Here is a 20,117-nt window from a genome sequence, read left to right on the forward strand (position 1 = left end):
CGTAGGCGCGGCCGCGCGGCGGGGTGTCCGGAGGTATCCCCTCCCGCCGCGCGGGGCGACCGCCTCCCCCGGCGGGACGGTGTTGACAACCGCATTGTCAAAATTCGCCGGAAAGCGCTTCACATCATTGTGGTAGTCGATATTTCCGAGTCATTTGAGGGAAGTGGGCCAGGAGACTCAGCGGCCGTCCAGGTCCCCGTTCCGGATCGCTCCCAACATCAAACGCCACTGGGCCGAGCTGAGAGCGAGCAAACCCCCGTCAGGGTCACGCGAGTCGCGGACCAGCACCGACCGGCCATCACCCGCGACCTCGACGCAGTCGCCGTCGACATCGCTGGCGCTGCTCTTGCGCCACCTCGGTGCCACCCTTAGATTCGACCGTTCGACCATCCAGCAACCCTCCATCCGAAGCCGGCGGGGGGAGTCCTGCCCGTGGATCGGGCAAGAAGGGCCGCCGGACGAGAGCCAAGCAGGGCACGGCAAACCACGACCTTGTGGAAAATTTCCCGATCACGAGTGTAAACGGTCTGAGTTATCCCGCCTACAAGGGAACACAAGATCACGTAGCGTGCTATGTCGGCTACTCGCCTATGGACGTCGGGTAAAGGCGGTCACCTCCGGCCGGACACGATGGGGCTGATTCAGGCCATCAGATCCTCGGCGGCCTGCCGGATGAGCGCGACCGACTCCTCCGGAGGCAGCGCGTCATCGAGCAGCGTCTCGAAGTTGTCCCGGTATTCGGCGATCCTCTCGTCGTCCCCGGTGATCAGCGCGCTGTTCCCTCGGCGGCCCTCCAGATAGAGCACGTCGTTGAGGTCGCCGTCGAACTCCAGGACGGTGAAGGGGCCGTGAATACCGAGGTGCGCGCCCGCACTGAACGGCACGACGCGGACGGTCAGCATTTCGTCCTGCTCGGCGGAGTCGGCCACATGCCGCAGCTGCTCCGGCATGATCGCCGGGTCGGCCTTGATGCCCACATGCCGGCGGATCACCGCCTCGTCGAGAATGTAGTTCTGCCGGGGCGCATGCGTCCGCTTGGCCAGTTCGCGCTGGCGCTGCATGCGCAGCTTCACGCCCATGGCCTGCTTCTGCGAGGACACCACTCCGGTCGAGAGGACCTCGGCGTACCGCTCCGTCTGGAGCAGGCCGGGGATGACCGTGCCGTGGAAGTGCCGGATGAAGGCGGCACCGGCCGAGTAGCCGACGAAGGTCAGGAAGGCGTCGTCGAACTCGCCCCGGTAGGCGTTCCACCAGGCCGGCTCGCGCGCTCCGCGGGCCAGCGCCTGCATGCGCTCGTGGCGGCTCTCCGACGTCACGTCATACAGGCGCAGCAGTGCCTGCAAATCGGTCCGCGTGATGGAGTTCTTGCCGCCCTCCACCCGGATGAGCTTGGACGGCGACCACTCCAGGGTCCTCGCCACCTGCTCCTGCGTCATCCCTTTCTCTTTGCGGAGACGGAGGAGCTCGGATCGCAGGAGCGCGCTCTGGACGATGGGTCCCTGATCACTGGTGGTCATATGGATCGCTCACTCTGAGTAGGCGTGCTAGCTGCTCGGGTGCAATATGGCATACGGCGACCTGTCGGGATACATGACCGCACACTGTCATGCGTCCTCCGCTCCCTGCCGCCGACGAAGAGGGTGAGAATCTCTCCACCTGCGCGAAACTTACACCGCGAAGGTTGCGGCATGCTGCGTGTCGCGAAACTTTGTTGTAATGTGCAAGGTAGCACATCGACAGAGCGCGCCACGCCACACCACGCGATGCGAGCTTCGACCGAGCGGAGGGTAGTGAGAATGGGAGCGCAGCCGCACCTGTCCCGCCCTCCGTCCGCCGCCCCCACCGCGGCGGCCGACCGGGAGGTCACCACTCAAAACGACAATTCGGACAGACTGCGCAACGAAAAGAGCCGCTCCCACCTCCCGCCGATCAACGGTTGCGAGCCAAGAGGATCGACGGCAAGTGGGGAGCGACTCTTCGGGACCGCGGGAGGCGCCGCTCCGGCCATTCGGCCATACTGCGCAGAGCGCAGAGAAAGCCGCATTGACCTGGAAAAACGCTTCCTGCGGGCTCACCAAGTCTAACCGCGATCACGCGGAACGGGCTATAGGTGATGTGACTTCGGCCACCGAGAATCGTGTTCTGGCCGATTTTCGGGCAGACCGCTCGGGATCCGGGGTCGCGCTTCAAGGCATGGGGTTCGACATGTCCCGACCGTTCACGCTTCCCCCGACCTTCGACCGCCCCTACCCCACCCTTTCCGGCCGCGCCTCCGGCGCTCCCCCTCCCCTTCACCCGATCCGGCAAGGGGAGGTGGTGTGATGGCCCATCGGCACGACCCCGACCTCATCGGCCCGGCGGCGGCGCCCCCGCCGCGTCCGGCGCCGGACACGGCCGACCGGCACGAGTTCGCCGCGGCCCGGCCGGCCGCGCACAGCCCCGCCGGGCGCCCCTCGTCCGGCCACCCCCACCCCGAGGCCCCCGCCGGCGGGCCCCCGCCCGGCGGCGGCCACGCCGCGAAGACGCGGCACGGATTCCTCGGTTCCCTCACCCCCATCGAGCGGGCGGCCCTCGAGCACGCCGCGCACGAGTCCGTGTACCCGCTGGGCACCGTCTTGTGGCGCGAAGGTGAGACCGCCGACCACGTCCTGATCCTCCGCTCCGGCTGGGTGACGGTCTGCGTGGAGCGGGAGGGGCACGAGCGGATCCTCGCGACCCGCGGTCCCGGCGACATCATCGGCGAGCGCGCCGCGCTGATGCTGCGCCAGCGGTCGGCGAGCATCGTCGCGCTCGACACCGTCCGGGCCCTGCGCCTGACCACGCAGGAGTTCGCGGCCTACCTGTCGGACCACCCGCGCGTGCTCGCCGTCATCGAGCGGGAGGTGTACCTCCGGATGACGGAGAACGGCGCCGCCACCGCGCCTCCGCCCGCGGCGGGCATGACGCAGCCCCCGGCCGCGTTCCCGCAGCACTACGCGTACCCGCAGCCGTACGCGTTTCCGCAGCACTACGCGGGCGGATCACCGCCGTGGACGAACCCGTACGCCGCCCTCCAGCACCACATCCCCGTGATGGACGCGTCCTGGCCTTACGGAGCTCCGCTCCACCGACCCGTCGCGACGCATCCGGTGCAGTGGGCGTCGCACGCTCTCGAGACCCAGACCATGGCCGCGCAAGCGAACCTCCACCCGGCGCCGTCCTGGTCCGGCCAGAACTGCACGATCGTGTTCGCCGACATCGCGGGCTACAACGGGCGGCACCGCGACGACGACGACCGCCGCATGGTGAAGCACGCCATGTACGACCTCCTGCGGGCGGCGTTCGAGGAGTCGAAGGTGCCCTGGGACGCCACTCACCACGAAGACCGCGGTGACGGCGTGATGCTCATCGTTCCGCCCGAGATGCCGACCATGTCCGTCGTCGATCCGATGCTCGCCTGGCTGGCGGCCCGGCTGCGCCGCTACAACCACCAGGCCGGCCCGGCCGTCCGGCTCCAGCTGCGGCTCGCCGTCCACGTCGGGCCCGTGACGCCCGACGCCGAAGGCGTGTCGGGCTCGGCCGTCAACCACACGGCGCGGCTGGTGGAGGCGCCCGTCCTCAAGCGGCGGCTCACCGACACCGGCGCCGACCTCGGCTTCATCGCCTCGCCGTTCGTCTACGACTCCGTCATCGCCCACAGCCCCGGATACGTGAACGCGGCCGACTACGAGCACGTGACCTGCACCGTCAAGGAGTCGGAGTTCACCGGCTGGATGTTCCTGCCGACCGGCCCCGGCCACCACCGCGCCGCCTGACCCGGCCGCGCCCGACGCCCGCGCACGACCCGCCCCCGCACGGGTCCGTGCGGCGGCGCCACCCCGCTCCGGCGGGGTCTTCCTGTTTCCGGCCCTATGTCCGTGCCCGGACGGCCTTCGCGGTGCGGCCGGGCGTGCGTTCGGACCGCTCCAACGGAAGCCGAAGGACGAACCGGGCACCATGATCGCTGTCCTCGATGGTCAAGGTGCCGCCGTGCGAGGTGGCGATCTCGCGGGCGATCGGCAGCCCGAGGCCGGTGCCGCCCGCGTCCTTGTCCTCGGCCTCCTTCAACCGGGCGAACCGCTGGAAGACCAGGTCGCGCTGGCGTTCCGGGATGCCGGCCCCGTCGTCCAGCACCTCCAGGACCGCGTATCCGTCCTCGGCCCGGACGCTCACGTCGATCCGGGAGTCGGCGTGCCGCTCGGCGTTGTCGAGGAGGTTCGTCAGGAGCCGGACGAGCCGGAGCCGGTCCCCGCGCACCGTCACGCCCTCCGCGAGCGTCGTGACGATCCGTTTGGTGCGTTCCGAACGCCGGATCTCGATCGTCACCAGGGCGGACAGATCGATGGTCTCGTCACCGTGGTACCGGCCCGCGTCGAGCCGGGCGAGCTCGAGCAGATCCGTGACGATGGCCTGGAGCCGGTCGAGGCTCTGCAGGACGCCGCGTCCCGTCCGGGGCCAGTCGGCCTCGAGCGGGTACATCAGCGCCTCCTCCAGTTGCGCCCGCGCCGCCGCGATGGGGCTGCGCAGATCATGGGACGCGTCGGAGGTGAAGCGCCGCTGCCGCTCGAGTTCGGCGTCGAGGCGGTCCAGGGTGGCGTTCGCGGCCTCGGCCAGCGCGCGGATCTCGTCCCTGGTCTCCGGCACCGGGACCCGGCGGCCGGACCGGCTCGCGGTGATCTCGGCGAGTTCGGCGCGGATGGCGTCGACCGGCGCGAGGGTGCGGTCCACGGTCCGCCAGGTGCGCAGCGCCGCGAGCAGCACGATCAGCAGGGACGCGCCGAGCAGGAACAGGCAGAGCGCGCCGCTGACGTACCAGGGGATGCGCTCGGCGGCCGCGTAGACCGTCCAGTCGCCGTCCGGCTCGAAGACGCGGAACGCGATCACCCACATGCAGTCCGAGAGCCCCTTCGGTGGGCACAGCGTCCGCATCTCATAGACGCTGCCCTCTTCGGGCAGGAAGGTGGCGATCGGCGTGTCCGGGGCGTTCCGCGATCCCGCCACGACGTGCCCGCGCGCGTTCAGTACCTGGAGGACGGTTGCCTCCGGCCCCGACAGCACCGCCGGCACCCGGCTCCGCTTCACCTCGTAGACGAGCCGGAGCGCCGCCGCGGTCGCCTGATCGCGCCGGTGGTCGGCCACCTGCCCGCGCGCGCCGACGATGATCAACACGGACAGGACGGCACAGATCACCGCGGTGACCGCCCCGGCCAGGACGGTCATCCGCACGCGTATGGACCATGTGCCCCGTCCGTTCACCTGACCTCCTGCACGTGAGGTAATCACCCGCGGGGGCGAGATCAGTCCCCCGGACGGGAGCACGGCGACCAAGAGACGTCAAAGAAATGGTTCACGAGGCCGCATTCGCGTCCACGCGAGGACATGGACCACCGGGAGAAGCACGCCGTCTACGTCCAGGGTTGTCTAGCATCTGAGGTTATGGAACTGCGCCAGCTCGAGTACTTCGTGGCCGTGACGGAGGAGGCCGGTTTCACCCGCGCCGCCGAACGGCTGCACGTCGCCCAGCCCGGCGTCAGCGCCCAGATCCGCCGGCTCGAACACGAACTCGGCCAGCCGCTGTTCGACCGCTCCGGCCGGACCGTCACCCTCACCGAGGCCGGCGCGACCGTCCTGCCCTACGCCCGCGCCGCGCTCGCCGCGGTCGCCGCCGCACGGCAGTCGGTGGACGAGCTGACCGGCCTCCTGCGCGGCCGCGTCACCCTCGGCGTGATCGAGTGGATCCAGGCCCTCGGCCTCCCCGACCTCCTCGCCGCCTTCCACCGCGACCACCCCCTCGTGGAGATCACCGTCACGCAGGACGACACCGCCTCCCTGGCCGACGCCCTCCGCGCCGGACGCCTCGACCTCGCCTACCTCAGCCTCGGCGCCGACGACCCCACCGGCCTGCGCACGCAGGTCGTCCTCGAACAGGACCTCGTCGCGGCCGTCCCGCCCGGCCACCCCCTCGCCGGCGGCACCGAGATCAAGCTCGCCGAACTCGCCGGCCTGGAACTGCTGTGCCTGCCCACCGGCACCGGCCTGCGCGCCCTCCTCGACGACGCCTGCACCACCGCGGGCCTGCGTCCCCGCATCGCGTTCGAGGCGGGCCACCCGCCCGTCCTCGCGCAGCTGGCCGCCTACGGGCTCGGCGTCGCCGTCCTCCCCGAGAGCGCCGCCCGCGCCACCGACCTGCACGCGCTCCCGATCGTCCAGCCCCGCCTCCACGGCCGCGTCGCCCTCGCCTGGCGCGCCGAAGGCCCGAGCGGCCCCGCCGCCCGCGCCCTCCTGACCCGCGCGCGAGCCGCCGGCTAGTCCCGCCGCGCGAGCAGCCGCAGCCGCTCCTCCACCAGCGCCAGCGCCGTCGCCGGCCGCAGCAGCCGCTCCGACAACAGGTACACGATCGTGTACTCGTCGCCGTCTTCACCGCCAGCCACCCCGTGAACATCACCAGATCGAGAACGGCCCACCCCACCGCCCCGACGACCCACAGCACCCCCACCAACAGCGTCAATCGCAACGGCCCCCATGCAGAACGGCCCGCGCCTGCCGCCGATCGGCGACCTCCCCGTCCCGCACCAACCGGACCACAGGCCGCCATAACCACAGCCCGGACACCAGAGCCACCGGCCCCGCGAACACCGGATACCCGGCGAACACGACCGTGTTCACGAACCGCACCCGCGCCACGTCCTCCAGCGGCGGATCCGGCACCACGAACGTCGCGAACAGCATCACCACCACGGACCCTATGGCGTTCGCGACGACGACCATGTGCGCCAGCACCCACCGCACCCCGGATCTCGAGCCTGCTCCTGCCGCTCACCCGCGCCTCCCCATGGCCGCCTCACGATAGATCGCGACCCCCTCCCCGGGCCACGAACCGAGTTGGCGCCACCCACGGCCATCGCGTATGCTCTCGGACGTCGCCAAGAACGGGGCAGCCCGGTCAAGACACACTCCAGAGCCACTAAGCTCAGGAGCAGCAAGGTCCTGTGGAGCAGTTAGGAGTGCTCGCCACCCTGTCAAGGTGGAGGCCGCGGGTTCAAATCCCGTCAGGACCGCCAGACGCGCCGACTGCGCGTCCTGGGCAGGTAGCTCAGTCGGTACGAGCGTCCGCCTGAAAAGCGGAAGGTCGGCGGTTCGACCCCGCCCCTGCCCACTCCATAGACCAGCCAAAGGGCCCGGAAGCTGATCAGGTTCCGGGCCTTTTGACAGCAACGGCCTCGGCCGAGCGCATCCCTTGGCTTCCCAAGCGCCCGCCGCTTCTCTTTCAGTGCCGCGTGAGCGTAGGCGGTGTCCGGGACATGATCCTGAACGCTGGGGCCTCATCGTTCACGAGCCGTTCTCCTGCGGCCGTGGCCGTTGCGTGCCTGATCCGTCAACGGGCTTCTTAGGTCGGCGTTCTGGGGCGAGCAGCGAATAGTCGACGACGAGTACGAGCTTTCGATGTCCCCTCGAACGGTCTTCAGCGCCCCACGTCGGTCGTCTCTGCGAGGAGTTCGGTGACGCGGATGAAGCCGTCCGTGCCGTTGCCCATTCCAATGACGCGGCGGGCCAGGCCCTCGGCGGCTCGCATGACACCGGCGTCGATCCCGTGGGCTTCGGAGGTGTGGATGATGTGGGCCATGGACGACGCCGCCGAGGTGATCGGGTTGCCCTCGCCGGAGAAGTTGCCGTTGTCCACCCCTTCCGCGAGTTCCTCGAAGATCGGTGGCAGGATCGCGCCGATGCCCGTGGCGAACGGGGCCAGTTCGCGCGCGGTGATCCCCTCCGCCTTCGCCACCGCCAAGGCGTGCGCGTAGCCGGCCATCGCGGTCCAGAAGATGTCCAGCAGCGCGATGTCATACGCGGCGGCCCTGCCGATGTCCTCGCCCAGATGAGTGTGGGCGCCGCCCAGCGCCTCCAGCACTGGAAGGTGCTTTCGGTAGAGATCCTTCGGGCCGCTGTGGATGAACACCGCGTCCGGCGTTCCGATGGTGACGGCCGGCGTCATGATCACGCCGTCCAGGTACCGGATGCCGTGGTCGGCCGCCCAGGCGGCGGTGCCGCGGGCACGTCCAGGTGTGTCGGCGGTCAGGTTCACCACGGTGCGCCCCTTGAGCGCGTCGGTGACCGCGTCACGCCGCAGAACCGAGTCCGCCGCGTCGTAGTCCACCACGCAGACCACGGTCAGGTCGCTCGCGGCGACCGCCTCCTCGGCCGATCGGGCGCGGATCGCGCCTTGTTCGACCAGTTCGTGATCCCGGCCCGGAGTTCGGTTCCAGACGGTGCTCCGCAGATCGGCGCCTGCGAACGTGCTCGCCAAGGCACGCCCCATCGGTCCCAGACCGATCACGGTGACGGCAGACTGTTCGGACATGACTTAACCTCCACAATAGAATCGACAAACAGCAGTAAAAGGACATCGATGACGCGCAAGCTTGCTCAGAACACCAACGTCTGCGGAGTGACAGCCGCGATCGCCGTGATCGACGGCAAGTGGAAGACCGCCCTGCTCTGGCTGCTGGAAGGCCGCCCGCACCGCCCTGGCGAGCTGCGTCGACGGCTGCCGGACCTCAGCGAGAAAGTGTTGACTCAGGCGCTCCGCGAAATGGAGGAAGACGGCCTGGTGCACCGCGAGGTGCACGATGGGCTACCGCTGAAGACGGTGTACTTCCTGACCGAGTTCGGCCGCGACCTCTCCGAGGCGCTGGCTCCCCTCTCCGATTGGGGTCACCGCCGCTTGGAGAAACTCGCCGAGGGCCAGTCGGCTTCCTGAACGCACGCCACCTCCGTTCCACCTTGATCGAACGGTCCGTTGACCGCCGACCACTAGCCTCGTCCCACCACCGCGCCCAGCCAAGTACCCACAAAAAGTGGGTACCGTCCGCGCCCATACTTCGAGCCGGGCGGTTCGGCGGCTGCTCGCGGTTTCGGGGGCGGGGTGGCCTTGCGCGGTGACCGCGTGCTTTCGGACGGTCCGGAGGGGCGGGTCGAGGCTGAAGACCTGTGGAAACCGGTTTGCTCCGGATGGCCGCAGGGCCTTAGTGTCGTGGCACCTGATCACTACGGACGAGGAGCTTGATGAATATGGCTGCCGACGGCCGTCTTCAGCATGCCCTTCTCCGGTCCGCGCGCGCCTAGAGCGCCGGCCGGGTCGTTTCCACGATCAGGAGTTCCACCTTGTCTTCTTTCTTCTCGGCGACCGATGCCGACCTGACCACTGACCGCCTCGTCCTGCGGTCGTGGGTCCCTGCCGAGGTCACCGCCGTCCTGGACGGCGCTCGGCCGGCGCACTGGGCGGAGGACTTCCCCGCCGAGGGCGACCACGTCATCGCCGGTCTGTTCACCGAGCACCCCGCATGGCTGGGCGAGTACGGCCACCGTCAGATCATCGAAAGCGACAGCGGTCTGGTGGTCGGGTCGATCGGGCTGTTCTGGCCGCCCAGCGACGGCACGGTGGAAATCGGCTACGGCATCGTGCCGTCCCGCCGAGGACTCGGCTACGCCCCCGAGGCCACGCGAGCCCTGACCGCGTACGCCTTCAGGGCACCCGGCGTCCATGCCGTCCACGCCAACGTGGAGCTGTCCAACCCGCCCTCCATCCGGGTCTTGGAAAAGGCCGGGTTCGAGCGGACGCACACCGATCCCGAGCAGAACACCGCTCGTTACCGCGCCACTCGCCCGGCGCAGCGGTAACCCACGGGATCGGCAGCGGGTTCTCCGCTGCCGATCCCCCGGCGGATGGCACAGGCTTATCGGGCGCGCCCTCGCCGGTCCTGATAGCGCTGAGACGAATCCGGCGGAGCGGGCCGTCCACAGTCTGTGGATCGTCGCGGACAACACTTGTGATGAGCCGCTCATTGGTGCGCCTGGTGGTTCGCCGAGTGGAGGTCTGGGTTGCGGTCTTCAGGCGAAGATGTCCTGGTGGTAGCGGCCTTCGACCTCCAGGAGGCTGAGGCCCTTGTCGTTGCCGGTGCGGTCCTTGTAGAGCCGGGCGAGGGTCTGGCGGACGGCCGGCGCCATGTTCAGGCCGTCGCCGCAGATGTAGATGTGCGCCCCCTGGTTCAGCAATTCCCAGAGGCGGTCGGCTCCCTCGGCCAGGGCCTGCTGGACATAGCGGACCGGGTGGTCGGGCACTGCGGAGAACGCGGTGTGGACGCGGACCAGCCCGTCCTTCTGCCAGGTGTCGAGTTCGGCGCCGTAAAGGCGGTCGTGGCCGGGGTGGCGGCAGCCGGTGAACAGTTCGGCCGGTCCGGTCGCGCCAGAGTGGGCGCGTTCTTCTAGAAAGCCGCGCAGGGGCGCTATTCCGGTGCCGGGGCCTATGAGGATCAGCGGGGTGGCCGGGTCGGCGGGGAGCCGGAACGGGGGTGCGGGCGTGCGGACGTGGCCGTAGAAGACGTCGCCGGGGCCCAGGGTCGCCAGGTAGGCCGAGCATGTTCCTCGGTAGTGGCCCGTTCCGGACCAGGCGCGGCCTTCCACCAGGCCGACCGTAAGCCGGACGCGGTGGGGGTCGGCCAACGGTGACGAGGAGATCGAGTAGTAGCGCGGACGGATCGGGCCGACCGTTTCCAGGAAGACCGGGAGGGGCAGCGTGACGGCGGGAAAACGTTCCAGGAGGTCGAGCACGGAGACGTGTTTCGCCAGGATCTCGTCCGCGTAGGTGTCGGCGAGTGCGGCGAGCCGGCCGCGGGTGTGCGGGCACTCGGTGTGGGCGGTGAGCGTTTCCAGGTCGGATCGGGTGGCGGGCTCCTGGAGTTCGGTGAACTCGGTCAGCAGGAGACCGGCCGTGATCGGGGTGTCCACCGGCAGGTGGGTCGTCCCACGGGCGCGGAGCCGGACGACCTGGTCGCGGGGGACGCTCAGGAGGTGCAGTGCCCGCTGCACCTGTTCGGGGTCGTTCTTGGCGAAGACGGCCAAATGGTCGCCGGCCGTATAGGTCACTCCGTCGGGGAGGGCGGCGACGATCGAGCGGACGCCGGGACGGGGCGCTTCCAGGGAGAAGTCCCACAGTCCCGTGGGATCACCGGTCAGCTCCTGGACCTCGACCACGGTCAGCGGGACGGCCGCGGCCGAGATCACGGCGGGGCGGACGTCGGCCTCGGTGAGCACGTCCATGGTGTAGCGGGGCTCGGCCGACGCGGTGGACGTCCCGTACTCGGTCGTGAGGGCCGCCCAGAGGGTGGCGGTCCAGGTGGTGACACCGCTGTCGAGGTCGCCTGCCGCGTCGGCTTCGCCGCGTTCCACCAGCGGGACGGCCCCCGCGTCGGTGAACTTGGTGAAGGCGCGCCGGGGGAATGCCTGGTATGTGGGCCACTGGGTGTCGCCGCAGCCGAGCAGGGCCAGTCGGACGCCGTCCAGGGGCGGTAGTTCGTCGAGGGCGTCGAAGGCACGGGCGTTGTCGGGGGCCTTGCCGTTGTAGCTGGCGGCGACCACGACGAGCATCCCCTGCCGGGGCGGGTCGGTCGCCAGCTCGTCCAGCGTGGTGAGGGTGACGGCGAAGCCGGACCGGTCGGCGCGCTCGGCCAGGCGCTCGGCGATGGCGGCGCAGGTGCCGAGGTTGGAGCCGTAGGCGACGGTGAATGGCGTGCCGTAGGCGACGGTGAGAGGCGTGCCGGCGGCGACCCGTTCCTCCGCCACCGGTTCCGCGATGGCGGTGCCGCGCTCGTGGGCGCGGCGTTCGCGGACCTGGATCGTGAAGCCCTCGGGCTTGAGGGTGAGGGTCTGCTTGACCCGCATCCGGTAGGCGTGGGGGTCGCTGATCGCGAACCGCTGCAGGACGAGGGCGAGGGCGAGCCGCGCCTCGGTGAGGGCGAACTGGCGTCCGATGCAGGCCCGTTCGCCGTTGCCGAACGGCTTGTAGCCGGCGGGGTGGTGCTCGGCGCGGCGTTCGGGGAGCCAGCGGTCGATGTCGAACTCGTCCGGACGGTCCCATGCCTTCGGATGCCGGTGCAGGGCGGGCAGCAGCATGAAGATCTGCCGGCCCTTGCCCACCGGGTGGCCGCCGATCTCGGTGTCGGCGAACGGCTTGAGGATGGTGCCGGGGATGGGCGACCAGAGCCGCAGCGTCTCCTCCAGGACGCGGGGGATCACGTCCAGTTTCATGATCGTCTCGTAGGTGGGCGGGGTGGTGTCCGGGAGCAGGCGGTCGACCTCGGCGTAGGCGCGGGCCAGGACGTGGGGGTTGCGCAGCAGGTTGTAGAGGGCGAACGACAGCAGCCCGCTGGTCGTCTCGTGCCCGGCGATCAGGAAGGTCAGCACCTGGTTGCGGATGTTGTCATCGGGCAGCCGCTCCCCGGTGCCGGGGTCGGAGGCGTCCAGCATCAGGCCGAGCAGGTCCGTGCCTCCGGCGCGGTCTCCGGCGCGGCGCTGCCGGATGACGTCGTCCACGAGGTCTTGCATGGCGCGGATGTCGGCGCGGTAGGCGTCCTCGCGCCTGGTGCGCATCCGGGTGACCAGCGGCGGCTGCCGGGCGCGGACCATGGCCTCGGTCAGGGCGTTGCCCATCGCCTGCAGGAACGGGTGCAGCCGGGGGGACGAGAAGGAGTCGAACCGGTAGCCGAAGCCGGTGAGCGCGATCGTGTCCAGGGTGAGGCGCGTCATGTCGTCGGCGACGGGGAGGTCCTCGCCCTGACGGCGCGTCCAGGACGCCACCAGTTCCTGCGCGATGTCGAGCATCTGCGGGAAGTACGCCTTCATGGACCGCTGGCCGAACGCCGGCATCAGGATGCGGTGCGCCCGGCCCCAGACCGGCTCGTCCCCGCGGGCGGTGAAGAGCCCGTCGCCGGCGAAGTCGCGGACGATCGCCAGCGGCGGCGCGACGCTCTTGTAGAACCGCTTCTCGTCGCAGATCTCGGCGACGAGGTCGGGGTCGTAGACGAACAGCGGACGACGTCCCAGGACGTCCAGCTGGTAGATCCCCCCGGGGTGCCGCTCGGCGGTCTCCACGAGGAAGTCGGTGGGCACGTCGCCCGACAGTTGCAGGGCGTTGCCGAGGACGGGCAGCCCTCGCAGGACGGGGATGGTCCGGTTCGCGGGCATGGGGCTCCTTGGCGGCGGGCCGGTGCAAGCCATACACCGTATGGCGGACGTTACCATACAGCGTATGGCTGTAAGTGCGCACCGGGGTGCCCCCCTGAGCCCCGAAGAGATCTACGCCACGGCCCTGCGCCTCATCGACGCGGGCGGCGTCGAGGGGTTGTCCATGCGCAAGCTTGCGGTGGAACTCGACGTCAACCCGATGTCGCTGTACCACCACATCGACAGCAAGACGACGCTGCTCCAGCGGGTCTGCGCCCTGGTCGGCGCCCAGCTGAGCCTGCCGCCCGACGACGGCGCGCCGTGGCCGCAGCAGCTCCGGGCCCTCGGCCACGCCTGCCGCGCCAGCGCCCGCCGCCATCCGTCCCTGTGGCTGTACGCCCAGTCGCATCCGGAGGTCACCGGCAGCGACCACCGGCTCTGGCGGGCGCTCGACCGCATCCTCACCGCCGCCGGCATCGGCCCGGACGATCTCGCGCACGCCCGCAAGGCGCTGTTCGCGCTGCTGTCGGGGTTCATCCTCGGCGAGACGACCGGAGCGCTGGACGAGCAGGGCGGGGCCGCCGACCTCGACGAGACCTTCGAGTCCAGCCTCGACTTCGCCATCGCGGGACTGGCGGCATTCCACCGCTGAACACCGCCGATCGCGCGAAGTACGCTTACCTCGTGTTCTCGCCTCAAGGTCCGTCGCTGCGCGAGCTGGCGGTGCAGGCACTGTCCTCGGTCGAGCGCGGCTACGACCTGCTCGCCCCGAAGTTCGACCACACGCCTTTCCGCACTCCCGACGGCGTTCTCGACGCGACCGCCATCGCACTGCGCCCGCTCGGGCCGTTCGGGCGGGGACTGGACGTGTGCTGCGGCACCGGCGCCGGAATGCGAACCCTCGAGCCCCTGTGCCGCGAACGGATCACGGGCGTCGACTTCAGCGCGGGAATGCTCGCGCGGGCGCGCGACTCGCATCCGAACGCCGGATGGGTGCAGGCCGACGTCAGGGCGCTGCCCTTCGCCGGGGCCTTCGATCTCGCGGTCACCTTCGGGGCACTCGGGCATCTGCTGCCCGCCGAACGGCCGGCGGTCTTCGCCGGGGTGCACCGCGCGCTCCGATCCGGTGGGCTTTTCGCCTTTCCCGTCGGCGGGCCGCAACCGATCGCCTCGATCGGATACTGGACGGCGCTCGGATTCGACGCGGCCATGCGCGTGCGAAACGCCGTGTGGCGGCCACCGTTCGTCATGTATTACCGCACATGCCCGCTGAGCGCCCTCCAGGACGATTTGAAAGCGGTGGGGTTCACCGTGACGACCCTCCCATTGGCCTGTCTGGGCCGACGCTCGGACGGAAGCCCTCGTCACCGTCTCGTGCTCGCACGCAAGGGCTGACGGACGCGGCGATTCACGCTGACGGAGCGCGTCGGCCACGGAGCAGGCGGCGATCGCCATTCGGTTCGGCGATCTGAGATCGTCCGACGCTCTGAGTACCGTTTCCCGGCGCAGCCACCGGACACATTCTCGGCGAGCCGGTGGGGAGAACGGAGGAAGCATCGTGACCATCGTCGTCACCACCCCTACCGGCCATGTGGGATCGCGCGTGGTCCGGTTGCTGCTCCAGGCCGGTGTTCGGCCGCGCGTGCTCGTCCGGGATCCGCAACGCCTGGACGACGGCATTCGCGAACGTGTCGACGTGCGCCAAGGTGATCTCACCGACGCCGCATATGTCCGGGACGCGGTGCGGGGGGCACGTACCGTCTTCTGGGTCGATCCGACTCCGCACGTGGTCGAGGACCCGGTGGAGACCTCGCTGCGCACCGCGGCGCCCTGCGCGGAGCGGGCCTGCCGCCCTCGGCGGTGGAGGGCATCGCCGGCATGACGGCAGGCACCCGTGACCTGGTTCCCGAGCAGCCCCGGGACCTGATCACCACCACGCCCACCACCCTCGCCGGCTGGGCTTACACGACGCTTCGTCCTCTGCTGCGCTCCGGTGACGGGGTGCCGCGGTCGTAGCGCGCATCGAACCGCTGAGCGACCACTCGCGATTCGTCGCGCGGTTGGCCGCCACAGATGGGCGTTCCGGGGCGGCGCCGTCCGGCAATCGGGTCGCGGACGTCATTTTGGCCCTTCGATGAACGAGCGCGACCGGCGGCTTGAGAAAATTCAGATCGCTCACGAAGGTGTCTAGCTGCGAATTCGCGGTCTCCGGCGCGACTTCGGCCGGCCGGCCGGGTGCGCATTCGGCGCGGGATCGGCACAATGATCGGGTTCCCGCCCAGGATGGAGTGGATCGTGTCGAGCGGCAGGCCCAAGTTCTTCGATTCCTCGATGTTCGCCCCCGCGATGAAGGCGCTCACCCGCAGCCATGTGACGCTCTTCCGCGCCACCGGCGGACGCGTCGGGCGCAAGTTCCGGTTCGGCAGCGCATTCCCGTCCGGGGTGCCGGTCTGCCTGCTCACCACGACGGGCCGCAAGTCCGGCAAGGACCGCACCATGGCGCTGCTCTACCTGCCGGACGGGGAGCGCGTCATCATCGTCGCCTCCCGTGGCGGAACCGGCAAGCACCCCCAGTGGTACCTGAACGCCGGCGCGAATCCGCAGGTCAAGGTGCAGACGGGGCGGCGTCCGCAGCCGATGACGGCGCGCACCGCCGAAGGCGAGGAGCGCGCCGACCTCTGGCGGCGCCTGGTCGAGTTCTATCCCGAATACGGCAACTACCAGGAATGGACGGACCGCGAGATCCCCGTCGTCATCTGTGAGCCGGTCAAGGCCGCCTCATAACCCTTTCGGATTATCGGCCGCGCGTGGTCAGGGCAGGCGGAAGCGCGAGACGAAATCCCAGATGACCGCGTTCGCGTCGATGTCCTGCGTCGTCGCGCCGAGGAACGGGAGCGGGAACGGCGTGCCGCCGGGCCACTGGTGGCCGCCGTTCTTGATCTCGTACAGGACGACGGGCGCGTCCGCCCGGCAATTCCGGTACGTGTGCCGGGTGACGGTGGTGCGGTCGCCTGGGTCGATGTCCGGCAGGTCGGTGACATCCGTGGCCGCGCCGCAGCCGTTGTTGGACGCGAAGAACCCAGCCGCCTCCGGGGCCGTCTCGTACTCAACCAGGGGGTCGGTCGTCCCGTGGATCAGGACGATCGGGACGTGCCGCCCAGGCCGGCAGGACGCCTCGTCCTGGAGCTGCCCGGCCACCGGGGCGTACGCGGCGAACCGGCGGTTCTCGCAGGCCAGCCGGCTGGTGAAGAACCCGCCGTTGCTCAGGCCGGACGCGTACAGCCGTTTCGGGTCGGCGTTGAAACGGGAGATCAGGATGTCCTGAAGGCGGTTGATGAAGCCCGGGTCGTCCACATCCGGGTCTCGGGGGACATCCGCGCCCACCTGCCAGCCCAGCCCGTAATGCTCGGCCGTCACCATGATGAAGCCGCGCGTCCTTGAGTACTGCGACATGCGGCCGAAGAGCTCCGCCATCCACGGGGTCTCGATCAGGCCGGGAAGGTGGAACAGCACCGGTAGCGGTGAACCGTCGTACCCGTCTGGCAGGGTGACGAGGGCGCGGCGGTCCTGCCCGGCGTGCTCGATACGTATCGCGTGGTCGCCCGGGTCGAGCGTCCTGTCCTGGATGGTGATCCGCACGGTTCGCCTGGCGGACTCGGAACCGCGCCGGACGTCGGCGGCGCCGCGCCATACGACCGTGCCGTCGACCGGAGCGGTCACGTCGCCGTGCACCAGAGCCCAGATCCTCACGTCGGCGGACGGGTCCCGCAGGACGAACGTGCCCGCCATCCCGACCAACGCCTTGCCGACCTTGATGTTCACCGTGGCGGTACCGCCGTCCGCACCCCGCAGCGAGCCCTGGCCCTCGATCCGCTTTGTGGCGAAATCGACGATGTCATCAGCGATGACGATCCCGCCGGACGTCAGGTCGCCGTCCAGGCGATAGGCGGGTTCTCCCTCGACCGACACGGTGATGCGGTCCGGCGGGGGACCGTCCGCGTGCGCCGCCGACGGCACCTGCGCGAAGCCGATCGCGAGCGAGATCGCGACGAATGCCCGACACCGGCGCCACGAGAGGATGTGCACGGGAGCCCTCCGTTCCACGGATCACCCCCGACCACCACCAGGCTAGGCACCGGACGCACCGCAGTCACCCCCGACGATCACGGACGACGCGGCAGGATCCGGCCAAATCGGCTCCGCATCCGTCCGGCGGATGCGGAGCCGATCCCTTCCGCCGTCACGCGGCGGCGGTCTTCCACGGCCAAACGGCGTCGTGGCCGGCCTCCATCAGCGGAATGAGCCGGAACGTCGCGTCGGTCATCCCGCCGAGCTCGTGCCGCGTCCCGATCCCGGCCGGCATCGCCGCGTGCTTGTAGCCGGCCAGGTTGAACCCGTACATCGGCACATGCTGCGGCACCGCCTGCCCGACCTCGCCGCGCCCGTCGACGAACGTCTGCATGTCCGACAGGATGATCACCCGGTCGTGCCCGCGGTAGGTCGCGCGGACGGCCGCGGCGATGCGGGTGCCGTGCCCGACCTCGCCGATCCGGCCGACGAACCGCCCCACCTCGCGCAGCACGGACGCGCCACGCCCCACCTTGTGGCGGAACGTGCCGTCCGCGAACCCGTGCAGATCGACATCGTTCCCGCGCGTCGCGAGGACGACGCCGAACAGCGCGGCCATCTGCGCGTACGACATGGTCGACCGGGCCGAAACCCCCCTGCCCAGCATCGACCCCGAGGTGTCCGCGAGGACGAGCGTCCGGCCGGGCAGCGCGGGCACGTTCGCGGTCGACGCCGCCAGCGCCTTCTCGAGCGCGTCGCCCCAGCGCAGCGACGGTGCCGCCTGGTACGCCGAGAAGAACCGGAACGGGAACTGCCGTGACCGCGCCACCTGCTCCGGGTCGGACAGGCTCGCCGCGACCCGCGCGGCGACCTCGTCCGAAACCCCGGCCTGGTCGAAGTTCCGCAGGTTGCGGAGCCGCGCCATGTACCCCATGGACGGAATGACCGCCTCCCAGGCGGCCGCGTCCATCGGCCCCTGCAGCCAGCCGGCCAGCGCCTCCCAGGTGATGCCCGCGTCCCGGAGCCGGTCCGGGGCCGCGAGAACCGCGCGCCGCTCGCCGACGGGCAGCGACATCAGCTCCGCACGCGCCCGCAGCACTCGCAGGCTCGACGGGATCTCCTCGCCCCGACCGTGACGCCGGTCCAGCGCATGCCGGAACAGGTCGCCCTGCCACGGCGCACCCGGTACCGGGTGGACCAGATCGATGACGTCCCCGAACCGGAAACCCCGGGAATCGCCGTCGTACTTCAGCAGCGCCCGCTCGCCGTAGAGCCGCTGGACGGCATCGCCGACGCCCCGCTTCACCGGCTTCGGAATGGCGCGCCCGTACGTGGACGTCCAGTAGGCCAGCGCTTCACCCGGCTCGTCCGGCCGCTGCAGCACACTCGCCACGAGCTGCCGGTTGCCGCCGCTCAGCCCGGCGTCCAGCCGCGCGCGCACCGCCTCGAGCGCCGCGACCACGGGCGCCGAACGCATGTTGGCCTCGCCGCGCAGCCACGGCAGGAACTCCGCGAGCCACTCCGGATCGTCGACGGCGACCTCGTGGACGAGCTCACGGAACCGCGCGTCACGCGCACCGGCGGACTCGTAGAAGGTGTCCTCGCCGACCATGTTCGCGACCGCCAGAAGGAAGAGCTCACTCTTGGCGTCCCGCGCATATGCGGGCGCCCCCTCGTGGGTACGGCCGGACGGCACCGTCTCGGTCTTGATCAGACCGGCGACCGCCGCGCGCACGGCGGCGCGATTGAACTTGGCCATGAAAAAGGCTCCTTCCGAGATGGAGGGAGCCTTTCCGCGGTGGTGCCCGAGATCAGAATCGGCAACGGCCGTTTCCCATTGCTCTGCCCGACTGAGCTACACCACCTCGCGGTGGCGGTGGGACTCGAACCCACGACCCATGGATTGAGAAGTATCCGTTGCCTTCGCACCGGGCACCCGCGGAACACATGCCCCCTCCCGAGATCAGGTCGGCGCACGGACCGCCCCGCCGTGTTGGGGCAACGGGCCTGACCAGGCCTGCAAGGGGTCGAACCTCGAAGTATCCGTTCACCTGCGCACCGGGAGGTGCGTATTCGGTTGTCTCCAGAGAGTTCCCGAGAACAAGGTCGGCGAAGGTCACCGTAAGCGCTCTACCGATTGAGCTACGCCGGCCCGAAGGCCGGCGACGGGACTCGAACCCGCAACCTCTCCATCTCAATTGGAAGTATCCCTCACCTGCGCACCGGGAACACTCTGAAGTCGTACACCGCCCGAGAACGGAAGCAACCGCAGGATCGTTTCCTTTAACAGAAGAAGTAACCCGCGGCCTTCGCACCGGGAGGCAATGAAGACGATAACCAGCGCCCCCGAGAACCCGCACCTGATTTTCCGGCCCCCTGGAGCCCGTATACGGCAGAATCCTGTCCATGGCCGTCATCCACCAGACCGTCCTCAAGCCGACCAAGCTGGAGCTGCTCACCGCCTGGCTCCCCTCCCGGCCGTGGTACCGCGGGAGCGCCGGACCGGTCCTGACCAAGGCCGGCGGCTTCCGCCTGGACGACCCCCAGGGCGAGGTCGGGATCGAGTTCATGATCGTCAACGACGCCTCGGCCGCCTACCTCGTACCGCTCACCTACCGCGGCGCCCCGCTCGACGGAGCGGAGCACGCCCTCGTCGGCACCATGGAACACGGCGTCCTGGGCAGGCGCTGGGCCTACGACGGCTGCCACGACCCGGTGATGGTCGCCCAGCTCCTGGCCCTCATCGAGGGCCGGACAGAAGCCCAGGACCAGAACACCAGCGACACCCCCGACCACGAGGTCACCCGCGCCTACGCAGGCGACGCGCCCATCCCCCTCCCCACCACCGTGACCGACGCCCAAGAAGGCACCGAGCTGACGGCACCGGACGGCACGACCCTCCGCCTGCACCGCGTCCTGCGCTCGACCGCCGCACCTCATCTCCGACCGAGGCAAGGCCATGTCGCGGGCACCTGGCAGATGCCGGACGGCACCCGAGTCCAGGGCCTCTTCGCCGTCCTGCTGACCGGCTAGCC

At 70.0% G+C, this 20,117-nt stretch carries 19 protein-coding genes and 3 tRNA genes; 12 read left to right on the plus strand and 10 right to left on the minus strand.

What is annotated here, in order from left to right:
- Positions 1–177: 177 nt before the first annotated feature.
- A complete protein-coding gene (locus tag IE99_RS0115080) occupies positions 178–405 on the minus strand; it encodes a DUF397 domain-containing protein (protein WP_342666223.1) in 228 nt (75 codons plus the stop codon).
- Positions 406–641: 236 nt separating this feature from the next.
- On the minus strand, positions 642–1,517 hold the full coding sequence (locus IE99_RS0115085; protein ID WP_030170105.1) for a helix-turn-helix domain-containing protein: 876 nt from the start codon (positions 1,515–1,517) through the stop codon (positions 642–644).
- Positions 1,518–2,321: 804 nt separating this feature from the next.
- Here IE99_RS0115085 and IE99_RS0115090 point away from each other — a divergent pair.
- Positions 2,322–3,794 carry a cyclic nucleotide-binding domain-containing protein gene (locus IE99_RS0115090; RefSeq protein WP_030170108.1) on the plus strand — a complete coding sequence of 491 codons (1,473 nt, stop codon included), beginning with the start codon at positions 2,322–2,324 and terminating at the stop codon, positions 3,792–3,794.
- A 94-nt stretch (positions 3,795–3,888) separates the two neighbouring features.
- On the opposite strand, the gene IE99_RS0115095 is transcribed toward IE99_RS0115090, so the two are convergent.
- On the minus strand, positions 3,889–5,238 hold the full coding sequence (locus tag IE99_RS0115095) for a sensor histidine kinase (protein WP_051712531.1): 1,350 nt from the start codon (positions 5,236–5,238) through the stop codon (positions 3,889–3,891).
- A gap of 216 nt (positions 5,239–5,454) precedes the next feature.
- On the opposite strand from IE99_RS0115095, the gene IE99_RS0115100 reads away from it, so the two are divergent.
- Positions 5,455–6,327 (plus strand): LysR family transcriptional regulator, encoded by an 873-nt coding sequence (locus tag IE99_RS0115100; protein ID WP_030170113.1) that lies wholly within the window; start codon positions 5,455–5,457, stop codon positions 6,325–6,327.
- On the opposite strand, the gene IE99_RS33415 is transcribed toward IE99_RS0115100, so the two are convergent.
- Both IE99_RS33415 and IE99_RS0115110 read right to left on the minus strand, forming a co-directional pair.
- A complete protein-coding gene (locus IE99_RS33415; protein ID WP_281176542.1) occupies positions 6,324–6,449 on the minus strand; it encodes a hypothetical protein in 126 nt (41 codons plus the stop codon). The two genes, IE99_RS0115100 and IE99_RS33415, sit on opposite strands and share 4 nt — an antisense overlap.
- A gap of 73 nt (positions 6,450–6,522) precedes the next feature.
- Positions 6,523–6,786: a hypothetical protein gene (locus IE99_RS0115110; protein ID WP_157610318.1), complete on the minus strand. Its 264-nt coding sequence runs from the start codon at positions 6,784–6,786 to the stop codon at positions 6,523–6,525.
- Between the two features lie 215 nt (positions 6,787–7,001).
- Here IE99_RS0115110 and IE99_RS0115115 point away from each other — a divergent pair.
- Both IE99_RS0115115 and IE99_RS0115120 read left to right on the plus strand, forming a co-directional pair.
- Positions 7,002–7,079, plus strand: a tRNA-Asp gene (locus IE99_RS0115115).
- Between the two features lie 21 nt (positions 7,080–7,100).
- Positions 7,101–7,174, plus strand: a tRNA-Phe gene (locus IE99_RS0115120).
- A gap of 306 nt (positions 7,175–7,480) precedes the next feature.
- On the opposite strand, the gene IE99_RS0115125 is transcribed toward IE99_RS0115120, so the two are convergent.
- Positions 7,481–8,374, minus strand: a complete 894-nt coding sequence (locus IE99_RS0115125; protein ID WP_030170119.1) for an NAD(P)-dependent oxidoreductase — start codon at positions 8,372–8,374, stop codon at positions 7,481–7,483.
- A 48-nt stretch (positions 8,375–8,422) separates the two neighbouring features.
- Here IE99_RS0115125 and IE99_RS0115130 point away from each other — a divergent pair, with 48 nt between their 5' ends.
- Both IE99_RS0115130 and IE99_RS0115135 read left to right on the plus strand, forming a co-directional pair.
- Positions 8,423–8,773, plus strand: coding sequence for a winged helix-turn-helix transcriptional regulator (locus tag IE99_RS0115130; RefSeq protein WP_030170122.1), 351 nt, complete (start codon positions 8,423–8,425; stop codon positions 8,771–8,773).
- A 404-nt stretch (positions 8,774–9,177) separates the two neighbouring features.
- Positions 9,178–9,693 carry a GNAT family N-acetyltransferase gene (locus IE99_RS0115135; RefSeq protein WP_030170125.1) on the plus strand — a complete coding sequence of 172 codons (516 nt, stop codon included), beginning with the start codon at positions 9,178–9,180 and terminating at the stop codon, positions 9,691–9,693.
- A gap of 210 nt (positions 9,694–9,903) precedes the next feature.
- On the opposite strand, the gene IE99_RS0115140 is transcribed toward IE99_RS0115135, so the two are convergent.
- Positions 9,904–13,035 carry a bifunctional cytochrome P450/NADPH--P450 reductase gene (locus IE99_RS0115140; RefSeq protein WP_030170128.1) on the minus strand — a complete coding sequence of 1,044 codons (3,132 nt, stop codon included), beginning with the start codon at positions 13,033–13,035 and terminating at the stop codon, positions 9,904–9,906.
- 64 nt (positions 13,036–13,099) lie between these two features.
- Between IE99_RS0115140 and IE99_RS0115145 the strand changes: the two genes are divergently transcribed.
- From IE99_RS0115145 to IE99_RS0115165, 5 genes are all read left to right on the plus strand, one after another.
- Complete coding sequence (locus IE99_RS0115145) at positions 13,100–13,666, plus strand: TetR/AcrR family transcriptional regulator (RefSeq protein WP_169744433.1); 567 nt, start codon at positions 13,100–13,102, stop codon at positions 13,664–13,666.
- Between the two features lie 32 nt (positions 13,667–13,698).
- Entirely contained in the window at positions 13,699–14,409 is a 711-nt protein-coding gene (locus IE99_RS0115150; RefSeq protein ID WP_030170132.1) for a class I SAM-dependent DNA methyltransferase, read from the plus strand.
- Positions 14,410–14,572: 163 nt separating this feature from the next.
- Entirely contained in the window at positions 14,573–14,896 is a 324-nt protein-coding gene (locus IE99_RS0115155; protein ID WP_030170135.1) for an SDR family oxidoreductase, read from the plus strand.
- Complete coding sequence (locus IE99_RS33065) at positions 14,893–15,030, plus strand: hypothetical protein (protein WP_245623213.1); 138 nt, start codon at positions 14,893–14,895, stop codon at positions 15,028–15,030. The genes IE99_RS0115155 and IE99_RS33065 overlap by 4 nt, the downstream gene beginning before the upstream one ends.
- A 279-nt stretch (positions 15,031–15,309) precedes the next feature.
- Entirely contained in the window at positions 15,310–15,798 is a 489-nt protein-coding gene (locus IE99_RS0115165; protein WP_030170138.1) for a nitroreductase family deazaflavin-dependent oxidoreductase, read from the plus strand.
- Between the two features lie 27 nt (positions 15,799–15,825).
- On the opposite strand, the gene IE99_RS30340 is transcribed toward IE99_RS0115165, so the two are convergent.
- From IE99_RS30340 to IE99_RS31880, 3 genes are all read right to left on the minus strand, one after another.
- Entirely contained in the window at positions 15,826–17,100 is a 1,275-nt protein-coding gene (locus IE99_RS30340; RefSeq protein ID WP_051712533.1) for a CE1 family esterase, read from the minus strand.
- A gap of 154 nt (positions 17,101–17,254) precedes the next feature.
- Positions 17,255–18,841 (minus strand): TROVE domain-containing protein, encoded by a 1,587-nt coding sequence (locus IE99_RS0115175; RefSeq protein WP_030170144.1) that lies wholly within the window; start codon positions 18,839–18,841, stop codon positions 17,255–17,257.
- A gap of 398 nt (positions 18,842–19,239) precedes the next feature.
- Positions 19,240–19,333: transfer RNA gene (locus tag IE99_RS31880), tRNA-Ser, on the minus strand.
- A 155-nt stretch (positions 19,334–19,488) separates the two neighbouring features.
- On the opposite strand from IE99_RS31880, the gene IE99_RS0115180 reads away from it, so the two are divergent.
- The gene (locus IE99_RS0115180) at positions 19,489–20,115 is read left to right on the plus strand and encodes a maltokinase N-terminal cap-like domain-containing protein (RefSeq protein ID WP_030170147.1); all 627 of its coding nucleotides are present in this window, start codon (positions 19,489–19,491) and stop codon (positions 20,113–20,115) included.
- The last annotated feature ends 2 nt before the right edge of the window (positions 20,116–20,117 follow it).

Source organism: Spirillospora albida (genome assembly GCF_000718255.1).
Classification (GTDB): domain Bacteria; phylum Actinomycetota; class Actinomycetes; order Streptosporangiales; family Streptosporangiaceae; genus Spirillospora; species Spirillospora albida.